The sequence below is a fragment of the Reyranella sp. genome, assembly GCF_017305915.1.
Classification (GTDB): domain Bacteria; phylum Pseudomonadota; class Alphaproteobacteria; order Reyranellales; family Reyranellaceae; genus Reyranella.
Genome location: NZ_JAFKJN010000020.1, coordinates 91,337 through 107,114 on the forward strand (window position 1 = coordinate 91,337; position 15,778 = coordinate 107,114).

At 69.8% G+C, this 15,778-nt stretch carries 16 protein-coding genes; 4 read left to right on the plus strand and 12 right to left on the minus strand.

All coding sequences use genetic code 11. The annotated features are described in order from the left end of the window. Window positions 1-4 precede the first annotated feature (4 nt). Together dprA and J0J01_RS20390 are read right to left on the minus strand one after the other, a co-directional pair. Window positions 5-1,072 (minus strand): DNA-processing protein DprA, encoded by a 1,068-nt coding sequence (dprA, locus tag J0J01_RS20385; protein ID WP_296383961.1) that lies wholly within the window; start codon window positions 1,070-1,072, stop codon window positions 5-7. Between the two features lie 42 nt (window positions 1,073-1,114). Further along, the gene (locus J0J01_RS20390; RefSeq protein WP_296383963.1) at window positions 1,115-2,290 is read right to left on the minus strand and encodes an MFS transporter; all 1,176 of its coding nucleotides are present in this window, start codon (window positions 2,288-2,290) and stop codon (window positions 1,115-1,117) included. Between the two features lie 32 nt (window positions 2,291-2,322). Here J0J01_RS20390 and J0J01_RS20395 point away from each other — a divergent pair, with 32 nt between their 5' ends. Together J0J01_RS20395 and J0J01_RS20400 are read left to right on the plus strand one after the other, a co-directional pair. Then, entirely contained in the window at window positions 2,323-3,351 is a 1,029-nt protein-coding gene (locus J0J01_RS20395) for a putative 2-aminoethylphosphonate ABC transporter substrate-binding protein (protein ID WP_296383964.1), read from the plus strand. A 128-nt stretch (window positions 3,352-3,479) separates the two neighbouring features. Next, window positions 3,480-5,255 (plus strand): FAD-binding oxidoreductase, encoded by a 1,776-nt coding sequence (locus J0J01_RS20400; protein WP_296383966.1) that lies wholly within the window; start codon window positions 3,480-3,482, stop codon window positions 5,253-5,255. Here the strand turns inward: J0J01_RS20400 and plsY are convergent. From plsY to J0J01_RS20430, 6 genes are read right to left on the minus strand one after another with little or no spacing between them, the layout of a single operon-like run. After that, on the minus strand, window positions 5,239-5,859 hold the full coding sequence (gene plsY / locus J0J01_RS20405; RefSeq protein ID WP_296383968.1) for a glycerol-3-phosphate 1-O-acyltransferase PlsY: 621 nt from the start codon (window positions 5,857-5,859) through the stop codon (window positions 5,239-5,241). The two genes, J0J01_RS20400 and plsY, sit on opposite strands and share 17 nt — an antisense overlap. Continuing rightward, window positions 5,856-6,686, minus strand: a complete 831-nt coding sequence (locus J0J01_RS20410) for a hypothetical protein (protein WP_296383970.1) — start codon at window positions 6,684-6,686, stop codon at window positions 5,856-5,858. The genes plsY and J0J01_RS20410 overlap by 4 nt, the downstream gene beginning before the upstream one ends. A 54-nt stretch (window positions 6,687-6,740) precedes the next feature. Then, window positions 6,741-8,090 carry a dihydroorotase gene (gene pyrC / locus J0J01_RS20415; RefSeq protein ID WP_296383972.1) on the minus strand — a complete coding sequence of 450 codons (1,350 nt, stop codon included), beginning with the start codon at window positions 8,088-8,090 and terminating at the stop codon, window positions 6,741-6,743. Between the two features lie 8 nt (window positions 8,091-8,098). Next, window positions 8,099-9,064 (minus strand): aspartate carbamoyltransferase catalytic subunit, encoded by a 966-nt coding sequence (locus J0J01_RS20420; protein ID WP_296383973.1) that lies wholly within the window; start codon window positions 9,062-9,064, stop codon window positions 8,099-8,101. A gap of 57 nt (window positions 9,065-9,121) precedes the next feature. Then, the gene (locus J0J01_RS20425) at window positions 9,122-9,664 is read right to left on the minus strand and encodes a cysteine hydrolase family protein (RefSeq protein WP_296383975.1); all 543 of its coding nucleotides are present in this window, start codon (window positions 9,662-9,664) and stop codon (window positions 9,122-9,124) included. Between the two features lie 7 nt (window positions 9,665-9,671). Next, window positions 9,672-10,874, minus strand: coding sequence for a citrate synthase family protein (locus tag J0J01_RS20430; RefSeq protein ID WP_296383977.1), 1,203 nt, complete (start codon window positions 10,872-10,874; stop codon window positions 9,672-9,674). A gap of 83 nt (window positions 10,875-10,957) precedes the next feature. On the opposite strand from J0J01_RS20430, the gene J0J01_RS20435 reads away from it, so the two are divergent. After that, entirely contained in the window at window positions 10,958-12,043 is a 1,086-nt protein-coding gene (locus J0J01_RS20435) for a citrate synthase/methylcitrate synthase (protein WP_296383979.1), read from the plus strand. Here J0J01_RS20435 and J0J01_RS20440 read toward each other — a convergent pair. The 4 genes from J0J01_RS20440 to J0J01_RS20455 are packed head-to-tail and all read right to left on the minus strand — an operon-like array spanning window position 12,019 to window position 15,136. After that, window positions 12,019-12,606 (minus strand): hypothetical protein, encoded by a 588-nt coding sequence (locus J0J01_RS20440; RefSeq protein WP_296383981.1) that lies wholly within the window; start codon window positions 12,604-12,606, stop codon window positions 12,019-12,021. The genes J0J01_RS20435 and J0J01_RS20440 overlap by 25 nt on opposite strands. Next, on the minus strand, window positions 12,603-13,688 hold the full coding sequence (locus tag J0J01_RS20445; protein WP_296383983.1) for a YceI family protein: 1,086 nt from the start codon (window positions 13,686-13,688) through the stop codon (window positions 12,603-12,605). The genes J0J01_RS20440 and J0J01_RS20445 overlap by 4 nt, the downstream gene beginning before the upstream one ends. After that, window positions 13,675-14,262 (minus strand): YceI family protein, encoded by a 588-nt coding sequence (locus J0J01_RS20450; RefSeq protein WP_296383985.1) that lies wholly within the window; start codon window positions 14,260-14,262, stop codon window positions 13,675-13,677. Before J0J01_RS20450 ends, J0J01_RS20445 begins: the two co-directional genes overlap by 14 nt. Beyond that, window positions 14,255-15,136, minus strand: a complete 882-nt coding sequence (locus J0J01_RS20455; RefSeq protein WP_296383988.1) for a phytanoyl-CoA dioxygenase family protein — start codon at window positions 15,134-15,136, stop codon at window positions 14,255-14,257. Before J0J01_RS20455 ends, J0J01_RS20450 begins: the two co-directional genes overlap by 8 nt. A 45-nt stretch (window positions 15,137-15,181) precedes the next feature. Between J0J01_RS20455 and J0J01_RS20460 the strand changes: the two genes are divergently transcribed. Continuing rightward, complete coding sequence (locus J0J01_RS20460) at window positions 15,182-15,778, plus strand: TIGR02466 family protein (RefSeq protein ID WP_296383990.1); 597 nt, start codon at window positions 15,182-15,184, stop codon at window positions 15,776-15,778.

The following is a 15,778-nucleotide window of genomic DNA, read 5'->3' on the forward strand; positions in this document are numbered from 1 at the left end:
TGATCTAGATCAGGGATACGCTGTTACCCCGGTGCCGTTCCAGGCGGCCTTCCAGTTCGAGGGCCGTGAGGACCTCCGCCACGGTGGCGGCGGACACTTGGCATCGGCGTACCAGTTCGTCAACCGCAGTGGGCACCGAGCCGAGCGCCCGAAGCACCTTTGCAGTGGTGCTGTCGCGGGGGGCTTCCCGTGATTTTTCAATCGGTTGGCAGGCGGCCTGCGGCTTCCCGAACACACCCATAATATCGTTGGCATCGCGGGCCAAAATGGCCCCCTGACGAATAAGGTTATTCGATCCGGCATAGCGCGGGTCCATCGGGGAGCCTGGGACGACGAACACTTCTCGCCCCTGGTCCAAGGCGCGCTGGGCGGTGATCAGGGAGCCGGATTGTGCGGCGGCCTCGATCACAATCACCCCGGCGCTGAGGCCGCTGACGATGCGGTTGCGCCGCGGGAAGGAGCGGGCGATCGGCGGCGTGCCGAAGGGGCTTTCGGCCAGCAGCAGCCCGCGGCCGGCGATGGCGCGGTACAGACCCTCGTTCTGGCGGGGATAGATCTGGTCGATGCCGCCGGCCAGCACGGCCACGGTGCCGGTGGGCAGGGCGGCCTCATGTGCCGCGGTGTCGATGCCGCGCGCCAGGCCCGAGACGATCACGAAGCCCGCCCGGCCCAGGGTGGCCGCCAGATCCGCCGCGAAGCGGCGCCCGGCCAGCGACGCCTCGCGCGCGCCGACGATGGCCAGCATCGGCCGCGCCAGCAGCCCCGTATCGCCGATTGCCGACAGCACCGGCGGCGCATCCGGCAGCGCCGCCAGCGCCGCGGGGTAATCGCTGTCGCCCAGCACCAGGAAGCGGCCGCCGATGCGCGCGAGCGCGCGGTCCTCCCGCGCCAGGTCGTCTTCGGCCGCGACCGGTATCTTCGGCGGCAGTTCCCGGCAGGCGCGGCGCACCGAGCCGAAGTGCTGCAACGCCTCCTGGAAGGTGACGGGGCCGATGCGCGGGCTGCGCGCCAGCCGCACCCGGGCGAGCCGTTCCGCCGCATCCGTTTCCGAGGTGAACGGGCCATCGAACATGCTGGTGACCGTAAAACGGGAAAACTCCCGTGTAAAACAACCCTAAATAGAATTCCTGTGCCGCCGGCTGATCATCGCCCCGGCGGCGCCCAGCAGGCCGAGCAGCGCGGCCAGCGGGCCGAAGCCCTCGAACCCCATGGTGCTGATCATCAGCGCGCCCAGCGCCGCGGCGCCGACCCAGCCGACGCTGGCCGAGGCGCCGTTCAGCCCCAGCACGGTGCCGCGCACTTCCTCGGGCACGCTGGCCAGCGCCGCCATGTAGGACGGCCGGCCCAGGGCATTCATCAGGCTGTAGATCACGCCCAGCCCAACCGAGATCCAGGCCGCGGGATGCCACAGGAACAGCGCCAGCGCGGCGGCGCCCGACAAGGCCATGGCTATTGCGAAGGTGCGCAGCCGATCGCGCATCCGGTCGGCCAGCTGGCCGCCCAGGATGGTGCCGGCGATGTTGCCCAGGGCGAAGATGGCGAGCGGCAGGGCGACGCCGGCTAGCGACAGACCATAGATCTCCTGCAGGAAGGTGGCGAAGTAGATCGTCGCCAGGCCGTAACAGATGCGCTCGGCGACGCTGATGGCCAGCAGGCCCATCACCGGCCGCGACAAAGCCTTGGCGATCGACGGCGCGCGGGCGCCGTGGCCGGCGGTGCCGGAACGGCCCACGGTCATCAGCAGGCTGAGCGACCCGGCCAGCGCCAGCCCGCCCATGCAGATGTTCCAGCCGCGCCAGCCGATCATCGAGCCGACATAGGCGGCGAGCGGCACGCCGACGACCAGGGTGAGCGACTGGCCGGTCATCACCCAGCCCAGCGCGCGGCCGCGCTGGTTGTTCTCGACATGGGCCGAGACCTCGGCGAAGACCACGCCGGTGAAGGTACCGGCACAGCCGCCGCCCAGCGTCGCCCAGGCCGCCACCCAGAAGAAATCGGCGGCGAAGGCCTGGCCGACCATGGCCACCGCCAGGGCGAGCAGCCCGCCGACCAGCATCGCGCGCCGGCCGATGCGGTCCGACAAGGTGCCGGCGGCGGCCGAGGCGACGCCCCACGAGGTCGCAGTGAAGGAGACGAGATTGGCGACCAGCGCGACGCTGACCTCGAGATCGCGGCTCATTTCGATCAGGAACGGCGCGCGCGTGGTGCCGCTGGACGTTGCGGCGAAGGAGCCGAGGCAGGCGGCGGCGATCAGGGCCCAGGGCAAAGGGCGGGCGGTGGTCGTCGTCATGGACGGGCCCGTATATATGGTATGACGCCGCGATGAAATCGTGGCTTCTCGCAGCGTTCCTGATTCTCGCTGGCACTCTTCTCGTGGCCACGTCGGCCTCGGCGCAGCGCACGCGCCTGCAGGTCTATACGACGCTCGAGGTCGCCAACATCGCCGACTTCAAGAAGTCGGTCGAGGCGGAGAACCGCGACATCGAGATCGTCTGGATCCGCGATTCGACCGGCGTGGTCACGGCAAAGATTCTCGCCGAGCAAAATGCGCAGCGCGGCGACGCGATCTGGGGACTGGCCGTCACCTCGACCATGCAGCTCAAGGAACGCGGCCTGCTCGAGCCCTACGCACCCAAGGGGCTCGCGGCGCTGAAGCCGTCGTTCCGCGATCCGGCCGATCCACCTTCCTATGTCGGCATGGAGGGCTGGGTGGCCGCGGTCTGCTTCAACACGATCGAGGCGCAGAAGCTCGGCCTGCCGAAGCCGCAATCCTGGGTCGACCTGCTCGATCCGAAGCTCAAGGGCAAGATCACCATGCCGCATCCGGCGTCGTCGGGGACCGGCTACTTCCATGTCTCGGCCTGGATCCAGATGTTCGGCGAGGAAAAGGCGTGGGCCTTCATGGACCGGCTGCACGACAACATCGCCTTCTACGTCCATTCCGGCTCGCAGCCCTGCAAGATGGCGGCGTCGGGCGAGTTCCCGCTCGGCATCTCGGCCGAGATCTCGGCCGCCGATGCGCGCGCCAAAGGCGCGCCGGTCGAGGGCCTGCTGATGAAGGAGGGCGGCGGCTGGGAAATGGACACCGCGGCGATCCTGCGCGGGACTAGGAACCTCGCGGCGGCGCAGCGGCTGATGGACTTCGCGGCGTCCCGCAAGGCGAACGAGCTCTATGCCACCTTCGTCAGCCAGGTCGCGATGCCGGGCATCGCCAGCACCATCCCCGGCTATCCGGCGGGCGTGGCCGAATCGATGATCACGAACGACTTCGCCTGGGCCTCGGCCAATCGCGGCCGCATCCTCGCCGAATGGACCCGCCGCTACGAGGGCAAGGCGCAGAAAAAGAACTGACCGCCCGTCCGACCGTTCGTCCCCGGGGGCTCGCCGGTCGTCCCACAGGCCGCGCCGGTCGTCACATTTCGCCACAGGATCAAGGGCTCGACCCGTAGAACCGGCAGCGTCCACCGATGGAGCTCGCCGTGCAGAGACGCACCCTGATCAAGCTCGCCGGAGCGCTGCCGATGATCTCGACGGTCGCTCACGCCCAGCCCTATCGTCGGGTCCGGCCGGGGGAGGCTGGCTGGCCGACCACCGAGCAATGGAAGGCGCTGGACACCCAGGTCGGCGGCCGGCTGATCGCCGTGAAGTCGCCGGTCGAGGCCTGCCGCACGTCGCCGGAAGAGTGCGCCGCGGTCTTTCGCGACCTCAAGAACCCATGGGCGATCGGCGACAGCCCGGCGTTGACCCAGACCAGCGGCTGGGCCGGCGCCTGGATCTCATCGCCCAGCGCCTATGCCGTGCCCGCGCGCAACGCCCACGACGTGGCGGCGGCGGTGACGTTCGCCAAGGCCCATCGCCTGCGCATCGCGGTGAAGGGCGGCGGGCATTCCTACCAGGGCACGTCCAACGCGCCCGATTCGCTGCTGGTCTGGACGCGGCCGATGGATCGCATCGAGCTGCATGACGGTTTCGTGCCGCGGGGCTGCAGCAGCGCGCCGCTCGAGGCGGTGTCGCTGGGCGCCGGCGTGGTGTGGCTGCATGCCTATGCTGCCGTCACCAAGGCCGGCCGCTATGTCCAGGGCGGCGGCTGCATGACCGTCGGAGTCGCCGGTCTGATACAGAGCGGCGGCTTCGGCAGCTTCTCCAAGCGCTACGGGCTGGCCGCCGCGAGCCTGCTGGAGGCGGAGGTGGTGACCGCGGACGGCGAGACCCGCATCGCCAATGCCTGCACCAACCCGGACCTGTTCTGGGCGCTGAAGGGCGGGGGCGGCGGCAGCTTCGGCGCGATCACGCGCGTCACGCTCAAGACGCATGAGCTGCCGCAACTGTTCGGCGCCGCCTTCGCCGCCATCAAGGCCAATTCGGATGCGGCCTACCGCCGGCTGATCGAGCGCTTCGTCGCCTTCTATCGCGAGAGCCTGTTCAACCCGACCTGGGGCGAGACGGCGGTCTTCCGGCCCGGCAACGTGCTCGAGATCGCCATGGTCTTCCAGGGCATCGACCAGGACCGTGCGGCGGCGGCGTGGAAGCCGTTCTACGACTGGGTGCAGGCCCGCGCCGGCGACTACACGCTGCCGCAGCCGCCGATGTTCATCCATCTGCCGGCGGCGGCGCTGTGGGACGCCGCCTTCCTGAAGCAGAACGCGCCGCAGATGGTCCTGTCGGACGAACGGCCCGGCGCCTCGGCGACCAACGTGTTCTGGCGCGGCAACCTCAACGAGGCGGGCTGGTTCCTGCACGCCTATCAATCGACCTGGATGCCGCAGGCGCTGCTCGCCGACGACAAGCGCGCGTCGCTGGTCGACGCGCTGTTCGCCGGCAGCCGGCACTGGCGGCTGGCGCTGCATTTCAACAAGGGCCTCGCCGGCGCACCGGCCGAAGCAGTCGCGGCGGCGCGCGACACCGCGACCAATCCCGCCGCAGCAGACGCCTTCGCGCTCGCCATCAGCGCGGCCGAAGGGCCGCCGGCCTTCGCCGGCATCGCCGGGCACGAGCCCGACCTCGCCAAGGCGCGCGACAACGCCGCGCGCGTGACGTCGGCGATCGGCGAATTGCGCAAGCTGGTGCCGCAGCCGGGCTCGTACGTCTCGGAGTCGGATTACTTCGAGGCCGACTGGCGCCAGGCGTTCTGGGGCGCCAACTACCCGCGACTGAAGGCGGTGAAGGACAAGGTCGATCCCGACGGCCTGTTCTTCGTCCACCATGGCGTCGGCAGCGAAGAGTGGAGCCCCGACGGCTTCACGCGGCTGAGGTAGAGCGCTGGCCGATCTTGGGCTCGGTGCCGGCGAGCAGCCGGCGGATGTTGGCATGGTGCCGCGCCCACACCAGCGGCACCATCACGCTGATCACCAGCGCGACCGGCCACGGATCGAGATACCAGGCGGCGATCGCGCCGCCGAGGATGCTGAGCAGCGACGCCAGCGAGGAGTAGCGGAACAGGGCTGCCAACAGCAGCCACAGCGCGCAGGTGATGACGCCCACCGGCCAGCTCAGCCCCAGCATGATGCCGATCTTGGTCGCCACGCCCTTGCCGCCCTTGAAGCCGAGCCACGGCGGGTACATGTGGCCCAGCACCGCGCCGGCCGCCGCGACCGCAGCGGGCACCGGCCCCAGCATCAGGTTGAAGGCGAGCGCCGGCACCAGGCCCTTCAGGGCGTCGAGCAGCAGGGTCGCCGCGGCCAGCGCCTTGTTGCCGGTGCGCAGCACGTTGGTCGCGCCGATGTTGCCCGAGCCGATGTTGCGGATGTCGCCCATGCCGGCCGCCCGCGTCAGCAGCAGGCCGAACGGGATCGACCCGAGCAGGAAGCCGACGACCGCGGGCAGCAGGTAAGCCAGCGTCCACGGCAGCGGCGACGTCATGGGTTCATCACACGGCAGTTGGTGCTGTCGACGAAGGCGGTGGTCGGCGGGCCGATCAGCTCGGTGGTGACCTGCTCGCCGGCGGCGAGCTGGATCGGTCCGAGATAGGCTTCGCCGACCGAGCGTCCGGCATTCAGGAAGGAGCACTGCACCTGGGTGTCGACCGTGCGGTTGACGTTGGAGGTGACGCTGACCGTCACCTGCCAATAGCGCGAGGCGCCGTAGGTCAGGTCGGTCGCCCGCAGGGTGAGCACCGGCATCGATCCGCCGTAGTTCGGCACCGGCCGCGGGCCGGTGCGCTGCAGCGCCGGCTGCGGCCGCGGCATCGGCCCTTCGGGCGGGCGATAGGCGCCGGTGGCCTCGCGCGGGTTGAAAGCGCGGTCGGGATCGGCAGAGCCCGGAGGCGCGAGCGGCGTCGGGCCGCCCGGCGGGGGCGGCGCCAGGCTCGGGCCTGTGCCGGGACCTGAGCCGCCCAGCGTCGCGGCGCCGCCGCCCGGCACCATCAGCGGCGGCGGCGAAAGCGGCGCGGCGCCGATCTGGTTGCCGCCGGTGGTCGGCGGGCCCGGCGGTGGCGGCGACGGAGAGGGCGGCGGATTGTTGGCGAGCGGGGTCGGCGAGGGCGCGGGCGCCTGCACGCCGCCGACCTGCGTCTGCAGCTTGTCGTAGCAGCCGAGCCGCGCCTGCTGGTCGCTGATCTCGCCGCAGATCTGGATGTGCCGCGTCAAGGCATCGAGCAGGTCCTCGCGCGAGCGCTGCTGCGCCATCGCGGTCCCTGCGAGAAGGGTGAGCGCGGTGCCGAGAAGAAGGGAGTGTCGTAGCGTCGTCATGCGGCGACCATACCAGATCACATGGCGGTTTCGAGGCAGGCGGTTTCGAGGCAGCTAAGCCGCCGCCGGCGTCGGTGTGAAGTTGTCGTGACGGTAGATGGTGCGGCCGCCGACGATGGTCGCCATCACCAGGCCCTGCACCGGCCGCTCGTCGAACGGCGAGTTCTTGGTCTTGCTCCACAGATCGTCGCGATCGACGCGCCACGCAACATCGGCATCGAACAGCACCAGATCGGCCGGCGCGCCCTTGGCGAGCTTGCCGCCCGGCAGGTTGAACAATCGCGCCGGCGCCGCCGACAGCCGCTGGAACAGCTGCGGCAAAGTGAGCTGCCTGTTGTGCACCAGCTCGAGCGAGACGGGCAGCAGGGTCTCGAGGCCGATGCCGCCCGGCTCGGCCTGGGCGAACGGCACGCGCTTGCTGTCCTGGTCCTGCGGCCGGTGGTCGGAGACGATGGCGTCGATCGTGCCGTCGCGCAGGCCCTCGACGATCGACTCGCGATCGGCTTCGGAGCGCAAGGGCGGCACCAGCTTGCCGAAGGTACGGTAGTCGCCGACCGCGAGATCGTTCAGCGCGAAGTAGGGCGGGGCGGTGTCGCAGGTGATCTTGAGGCCGCGCGCTTTCGCCCCGGCGATCGCCTTCACCGATTCGGCGGTCGAGATCTTGGTGAGGTGCAGCCGGCCGCCGGTCATCTCGGCGAGGCGGATGTCGCGCTCGACCATCATCACCTCGGCGAGCGGCGGCACGCCGCTCAGCCCAAGCCGCGTGGCCATCACGCCGCTGGTCATGTTGCCGCCGGACAGGCTCGGCTCCTGCGGCAGATGGACGATCAGCGCGTCGAATCCCTTGGCGTAGTACAGCGCGCGGCGCAGCATCTGGGCGTTGCCGACGGCGTGGTCGGCGTCGGTGAAGGCGACCGCCCCGGCCTCGGCCATCAGGCCGATCTCGGCCAGTTCCTTGCCCTCGAGCCCGACGGTCAGCGCGCCGTAGGCGTACATGTTGGCGAGCTTCACCTGCCGCGCGCGGCGGGCCACGAACTCGATCAGCGAGGCGTCGTCGAACGGCGGCTCGTTGTCGGGCAGCAGCACCAGGGAGGTGATGCCGCCGACCGCGGCGGCGATGCCGGCGCTCTCCAGCGTCTCCTTGTGCTCCTCGCCGGGCTCGCCGGTGTGGACGCGCGCGTCGACCAGGCCCGGCGCGAGATGGAGGCCGCGGCAATCGACCGATCCGATGCCGTAGGGCGCGCCCGACGCGAACAGGTTGGGCCCGAAGTCGGCGATCTTGCCGTCGCTGATCAGGATCGCGCCGGTGTACTCGGCGTCGGCCGCCGGATCGACGATGCGGGCGTTGATGAAGGCGGTCGATCCGGTATGCGGCGGCGCGCCGCGCAGAACGTCGCCGCTCATGCGACGGCTCATGCGGCGGCTCCGATGGCGTTGCGGCGGCCGCCGATCAGGGCGTCGAGGCAGGCCATGCGCACCGCCACGCCCATCTCGACCTGCTCGTGGATGACCGAACGGTCGAGGTCGTCGGCGACTTCCGAATCGATCTCGACGCCGCGGTTCATCGGGCCGGGATGCATGATCAGCGCGTCGGGCTTGGCGACCTTCAGCTTCTCCATGTCGAGGCCGAAGAACCGGAAGTATTCGCTGATCGAGGGCACGAAGGTGCCCTGCATGCGCTCGGTCTGCAGGCGCAGCATCATGACGATGTCGACGTCCTTCAGGCCGCTGCGCATGTTGTAATGGACCTCGACGCCCATGCGGTCGATGTCGGTCGGCATCAGGGTCGGCGGGCCGACCACGCGCACCCGCGCGCCCATGATCTGCAGCAGGTGGATGTTCGAGCGCGCGACGCGGCTGTGCATGATGTCGCCGCAGATCGCCACCAACAGGCCTTCCAGGGTGCCGCGTCGCCGCCGGATGGTCAGCGCATCGAGCAGCGCCTGGGTCGGATGCTCGTGCTGGCCGTCGCCGGCGTTGATGACGGTGCAATTCACCTTCTGGGAGAGAAGATTGACCGCGCCCGATTCGCTATGCCGCACGACGATGGCGTCGGGACGCATGGCGTTCAGCGTCATCGCGGTGTCGAGCAGGGTCTCGCCCTTCTTCACCGAGGAGGTGGCGACGTCCATGTTGATGACGTCGGCGCCCAGGCGCTTGGCCGCGACCTCGAAGCTGGTCCGCGTCCGCGTCGAATTCTCGAAGAACAGGTTGATGACGGTGCGGCCCGACAGCAGGTCGCGCCGCTTGTCGATCGACTGGTTCTGCGGAATGTAGCTTTCGGAAAGGTCGAGCAGGCCCGAAATGGTTTCAGGCGACAGCCCTTCTATGCCGAGCAAGTGGGGCAACCTCGGCACGCCCGCGCGTTTCTTTGTCACTAAAGCGCTGCTTTAACCACGCGCTCGGCGACCCCGCAAGGCGCTAAGACCAGCCGGTCAGGTGGATAACACCACTTCGGTGCACAAACAGACGCGCGCCGGCCCCTTGGGCGCCAGGAAATCGGCCCAGATCGCGTTGTGATGGGCGATGATCTGGGTTGCGGAAAGATGCGGGCGGTCTGCGGTGGTGTGACCATCCGAGGGCACGACGGTCGGCCAGCCGCGCGCCAGCGCGCTGCGCACCGTGGTGTCGACGCAGTAGTCGGTCGCACAGCCCGTGATGATCAGCCGGTCGATGCCGTTCTCGCGCAGCACTGCGTCGAGCACCGTGTCGAGGAAGGCGTCGCACGAGCGCTTGCGCACCACCGTGTCGTCGGGCCGCAGCTCGAGCGTCGGCAGCAGCCGCCAGCCGGGTTCGTCGGGATGATGCGGATCGCCGGGCGGGCCGTCGTGCTGCACGAAGATCACCGCGCCGCCGTCGGTGCGGACGTCGCGCGCCAGGTGGTTGAGGCGCTCGACCAGGCCGGCCGCGTCGTGACGCGCCGAATCGGGGCCGAACGAGCCTTGCTGCATGTCGATCACGATCAAGGCGTCGGTCATGAGGGCCTCACGCGGTGGGGCGAGGTCCCGTATACCGCGCGCGCGGGCGGATCAAGCTGCCATCCGCCTGTTCGATGGCGTGCGCGATCCAGCCGACGGTGCGGCCGAGCAGGAACATCGAGAGAGCCGAATCCTGCGGCAGGCCGAGCGCGCGCTCGATCGTCACCGTGGCGTAGTCGACGTTGGGCCTGCGGCCGGTCAGGCGCTCGCCGGCGTCCGCGATGCGCTCGGCGAAGGCGAGGTCCGGTGCGTTCGCCACGGTCTCGCGCAGCAGCGCGAACAGGGTCGCGGCGCGGACGTCGCCGTCGGGATAGAGCGGATGGCCGAAGCCCGGCAGATCCTGGCCGTCGGCCAGGCGCGCCGCCAACGCCGCCTCGGGATCGGCCTCGACCTTCAGCGAATCGAATAGCGTGGCGACACGACGGGTCAGGCCGCCATGGCGCGGGCCGTTGATCGCGGCGAGGCCGGCGATGGTCGAGCCGTGCAGGTTGGCGCCGGTCGAGGCGACGACGCGCGCTGCGAAGGTCGAGGCGTTGAACTCGTGATCGGCCGACAGCACCAGCGCGGCCCGGATCAGCGGCGCGCGATCTGTCGGCACGTTCCAGGCCGCGGCGAGCTGCTCATGGACGGGCAGGGCGTTCGGCTGATCGCCCGTCACCGCCGCGGTCAGCAGGCGTAGGATGCGCACGCCGGTTTCGAGCATGGCGCCGCGATCCTCGACCCAACTCGGATGATCCCAGCGCGCCGCCGCCGGCAGCAGCAGCAGGCAGCGCTCGATGGCCGCGAACGAGGCTGCGGCCTGCCATGCCTGGCGCAGCGCGGTCGACATCGACGGCAGGTTCTTGGGGTCGAACGGCCGCTCGTCGCATTGCCAGAGGAGTTGCGCAACCCGCTCGAGCGCCGAGCCGCGGGCAAGCTCGGTGGCGTCCCAGCCGCGATAATAAAGACGGCCGTGCTCGATCAGGGTCAGCGCCGACTCCAGCACCGGCGTGCCGAAGTCGAGCGCGTTGGCGGCGATCGATTCGGCCTTGCGGCCGACGTCGCGGCGGCGTTTCAGCCCCGCCACGTCGTCGGCGCTGTAGCGCCGCTCGCGCTGGCCGTTGCTGCCTTCGGAGCGCAGCAGGCCGCGGCTCACATAGGCGTAGAGCGTCGCCGACGAGACGCCGAGGCGTCGCGCGGCTTCCTTGGAGGTCAGCCATTCCTTGCCCATGACTTATTATTGATGATTTCAATCAATATTGACAATATATATCGCACCAACGACTTTCCCCGCGATCAACCAAGAGGATTGCGATGCTGCAGACACGGGTGGACAGCGGGCTCGACGGCGTGATCGTCGCCGACACCGTCATGAGCGAGGTCGACGGCGAGGAAGGCCGGCTGGTCGTCCGCGGCCACGCCCTGCAGGAGCTGGTGGCGACCCGCGGCTTCGAAGGCGTCGCGGCGCTGCTCTGGGAAGGCTACGGCACCGGCGGCGGCGACGAGGCGGCCGTGCGCGACGGCCTGGCGGCGGCGCGGGTGCGGGCCTTCGCCCTGGTGCCGAAGCTGCTGACGGCGGCGGAGGGCCTGACTCCGGTCCAGGGCCTGCGCGTCGGGCTGGGCATGCTGCCGGATTCCGATCCGATCCCGCATCACTATCTGGTCTGCGGCGCGCTGCCGGTGTTCCTGGCGGCGCTGCTCAATGCGCGCAAGGGCCTGTCGGCGATCGCGCCCGATCCGTCGCTCACCACGGCGCAGGACCTGCTGCGCATGATCCGCGGCCAGCGCGCCGGCGAGGTGTTCGAGAAGGGCCTCGACATCTATCTCGCCACCGTCGCCGATCACGGCTTCAACGCCTCGACCTTCACCGCGCGCGTGGTGGCCTCGACCGATGCCGGCCTGATCTCGGCAGTGCTGGCCGGGCTGTGCGCGCTGAAGGGCCCCAAGCACGGCGGCGCGCCGGGCCCCGTCCTCGACATGCTGGACGAGATCGGCGAGGCCTCGCGCGCCGAGGCATGGTTCGACGATGCCTTCGCCAAGAACACGACGCTGATGGGCTTCGGCCATCGTATCTACAAGGTCCGCGATCCGCGCGCCGACGTGCTGAAGGAGGCGGTCGCCACGCTGCCGGAGACGTCGGGCCGGCTCGCCTATGCGTCCGAGGTCGAGAAGGGCGCGATCGCGGCGCTGCGCAAGCACAAGCCCGGCCGCCGGCTCGACACCAACGTCGAGTACTACACCGCGCTGCTGCTCGAGGCGCTGGAGATCCCGCGCGAGGCTTTCACGGCGCTGTTCGCGGTCGGCCGCGCCGCCGGCTGGTGCGCCCACGTCTTCGAGCAGGAGAAGGGCGGCCGCATCATCCGCCCGCAGTCCAACTACGTCGGGGCCCGGCCGTCCTGAGGCGGCGTCGGCGGAAAGCGCAGCGCCGAGCCGCGCCAGGTCCGGGCGCGGGTGCCGTGGGCATCGAACACCCAGACGATCAGGTCGGCGCCGCTCGGCGTGAAGCGGGCGTTGAAATGGCGGCGCCAGAAGCTGCCGTCGGCGAAGGCGAACAAGGCCTCGGTGCCGAGCGAATCGGGCCGCACCGTCATGGTCGCCGCGCGCGGCTCGGGCCTGGCCTGCGCCGCGGTGAGCTGGGCCACACCCGCCAGCACCGGGCCGAAGCGCAGGGTCTCGCCCGCGGTCGAGGTCTGCATCGGCCCGCCGTCGATGCGCAGCCAGACCGCGGCCCCGCCATCCTCGACGCGGATCGAGAAATGGACGGCGAAAGGGGCGGAGTCGTCGGCATCGACGTGCGGCTCCTTCGGCGGCGGCACGATGTCCTCGAGCGGGATCGAGCGATAGAAGCGCAGCGCGCCGGCATAGGAGCCGAGCCATTCCGGCCACAGGCCGCTTGGCGCCTGCGCCGAGGCGACGATCGGCCCCGTGAGCGGCAGCGAGAGCAGGAGGGCGCGGCGCCTCATGGCCGCGAGGCTACCACCGCGACCTCTATGTTGACGACATCGGCGACGTAGTTGGTCGAGGCCCATTCGTTGCGCCCGACGCCGTAGTCCAGCCGCTTGATCGGCAGGGTGCCGCGCGCGGTCGCCTGGTTGCCCTGGAGCCGCAGCGTGAAGGGCAGGACGACGTCGCGCGCGACGCCGCGAATCGTGAGCTTGCCGCGGGCCTCGTAAGTGTCGCCGCCGCGTGAAGCGACAGCGGTGCTGACGAAGTGCGCCTCGGGCTGATTTGCGGTGTCGAGGAAGCTTGCACTGCGCATCATGTCGTCGACGTCCTTGGCGCCGGTGCTGGCGGTGCGCATGTCCATGCGGATGTCGAAGCGGGCCGCGGCCAGATCGTTCGGATCGAAGACGATGGTGCCGGTCCAAGTTCCGATCCGGCCCGAGGCGACCTTGCCGACCTGCTCGACGCTGAAGGCGATGCGGCTCCTGACGTGATCGATCGTCCAGCCGGATTGCGCCAGGACGGGCCGGTTCGCCACCACGATCGCCAGCAGCAGCGCCAACGGCCACATGCGGCGGAAGATGCCGTCGCGGCGCAGCACGTCGTGGCGCAGCACGGCGAGCAGGTGGAGCGCCAGCACCGCCATCAGCGTCCAGGCGAGCCAGTGGTGCCAGGTGACCAGCCGCTCGAACAGCCCGGTATCGCGCTCCAGCAGGTCGGGCAATTCGAGATAGCCGAACCAGATCACCTTTACACCGCCCGCCGAGCTCATCAGCCAGCCGCTGATCGGCAGCGCCACCAGCAGCACCAGCAGCAGGCCGTGGCTCCACGGCGCCACCGCGCGCTCCCATGCCGTCACGGTCGGCGGCAGCGGCGGCGGCGGGCTGTAGGCGCGCCACGCCAGGCGCAGCACGGTCAGCACCAGCACGGTGAGGCCGATCCATTTGTGCCAGGCGAAGGCGTAGAGCTTGGGCAGGCCGATCGGCAGGTCGACCATCCACAGGCCGACGCCGATCAGGCCGAGCACCAGCAGCGCGGTCAGCCAGTGCAGCAGCTTGGCGACGCCGGCGTAGCCGTCAGCGCGCCCTTCAGCGCCAGGCATCGGTGCGAATCGTGATGTCGACCATGTCGCCCACGACGTCGACGTACTTCACCATGCCGAACTCGGAGCGCTTGAGGGTGCCGCTGGCGCGGAAGCGGGCATAGCGCGCGCCGGCCGCCGCGCCGGGCTTGCGGTCGGTCACGGTGACGTCGAGCGCCATCGGCCGGGTGATGCCGCGCAAGGTGACCTCGCCCTCGACCTTGAGGGTGGACTCGCCGGTCCGCGTGACGGTCCGCGAGGCGTAGGTCAGCTCGGGGAACTTGGCGACATCGAAGAAGTCGGGATCCTTCAGCATGGAGGTCTGCTGCGGGTCGAGCATCTCGATCGAGTTGGTGTTGACCTTCACCGCCACGGTGCTGCGCGGCACGTCGCTGTCGTCGACCCTGAGCGTGCCCTGCCAGTCCTTGAACGAGCCGGTGGTGCGGAAGATCCTGGAATCGCCGATCGAGAAGTCGATCGTGCCGCGCGCCGCGCCGATATGCAGCTGCTCGGCCGCCGAGGCACGCCCAGGGCGCAGGGACGGCAGCAGGCAGGCGGCAGCACCCAGCAGGACGCGGCGACGCAGTTCAGACACGCGCGTCCTCGAAGGTTTCGAAGAACCGCTTCCCGGTGGCGCGCTGGTTCTCGTAGATCGAGCCCTGGTGATCGGCGGGCGGCAGCGGCAAGCGCACCGGCGCCGGACAGAGGCGCGGCTGGTTGGTCGGCTCGCCGACCACCATGCGGCTGTTGAACTCGTCGAAGTTGGCGATGCCCATCAGCGGGAAGGCATCGGCCGCGGTGTATTCGTGCAGCAGCAGGCGGCGCTGGCGGTTGGAGCGGTTGAGCGCCGAGCCGTGCACCAGCCGGGCGTGATGGATGGTCATCGAGCCAGCCGGTCCCATCAGCGGCACCGCCTTGGAAAAGTCGAGGTCGCAGGCCGCCGGATCCATGGCGCCGCAGAACCGGCCGTCGGCGTGATGATCCCAGGTCGGGCCGTGATGCGTGCCGGGCAGCACCATCAGCGGCCCGTTGTCGGTATCGCAGTCGTCGAGGTAGATGCCGGTCGCCAGCACGTCGTCGTTGGTGTGCGGATAGAACGCCCAGTCCTGGTGCCATTCGACCGGCGAGCCGTAGGACGCCGACTTCATGTTGAGCTTGCCGCCGTACAGGCGAATCGACGGCCCCAGGAGCTGCTGCAGGATGGCGACGATCTTGGGCTCGCGCACCAGGGCATGGAAGAAGGCGTAGCGCTTGAAGATCGCGGGCTTCAGCCGCCGCACCCGCGGCAGAGCCGCGGTGTGGCTGGGCTCGAGATCGTATAGGTCGTCGTTGGCCGCGACGCCGCGCGCCTCGGAAATGATGCGGTCGGTGAGCGCGCGCAGCTCGGCGAGCTGCTCGCCCTCGATGAGGCGCGGGACCACCAGGTAGCCGTCGCGCCGATAGTCTTCGATCTGCCGGTCGGTGAGCATGCCGAAAGCATAGCACGTCGGCCGCGCTTCACGGATAATCACGCTATGGCGATCAAAGCCTTGTTTCCGACACTTCTTTACCGCGCGCCGCTGAGCGGCAACGACACGCGCTTCAACCGCACGCTGCTCGACGAATGCCAGGCGCTCGCCGCCTCCGACGCCGCGGGCCGCAGGTGGTCGGCGAAGAACTATCTCGGCGGCTACACCTCGTACGGCTCGCTCGATCGCCTGCATATGGTGTCGTCGGTGTTCGCGCGCCTCGCGCGGCAGCTCGACCGGCATGCCAGGGCGTTCGCGGCGCGGCTGCCCTACGATCTCGAGGGCCGCAAGATCGCCATGACAGACTGCTGGCTGAACGTGATGCCGGCCGGCGTGGTGCATTCGCTGCACCTGCATCCGACCTCGTTCATCAGCGGCACCTATTATGTGCAGGTGCCCAGGGGAGCGGGAGCGCTGAAGTTCGAGGACCCGCGGCTCAGCAGGATGATGGCGGCGCCGCCCGGCCGCGCCTTCGTCAGCCTGCCGGCCAAGGCGGGCGACGTGATCCTGTTCGAAAGCTGGCTGCGCCACGAGGTGCCGCCGGCGCGCTATGCCGGCGAGCGCATCTCGATTAGCTTCAACTACGCGTGGAGCGCGCGTTAG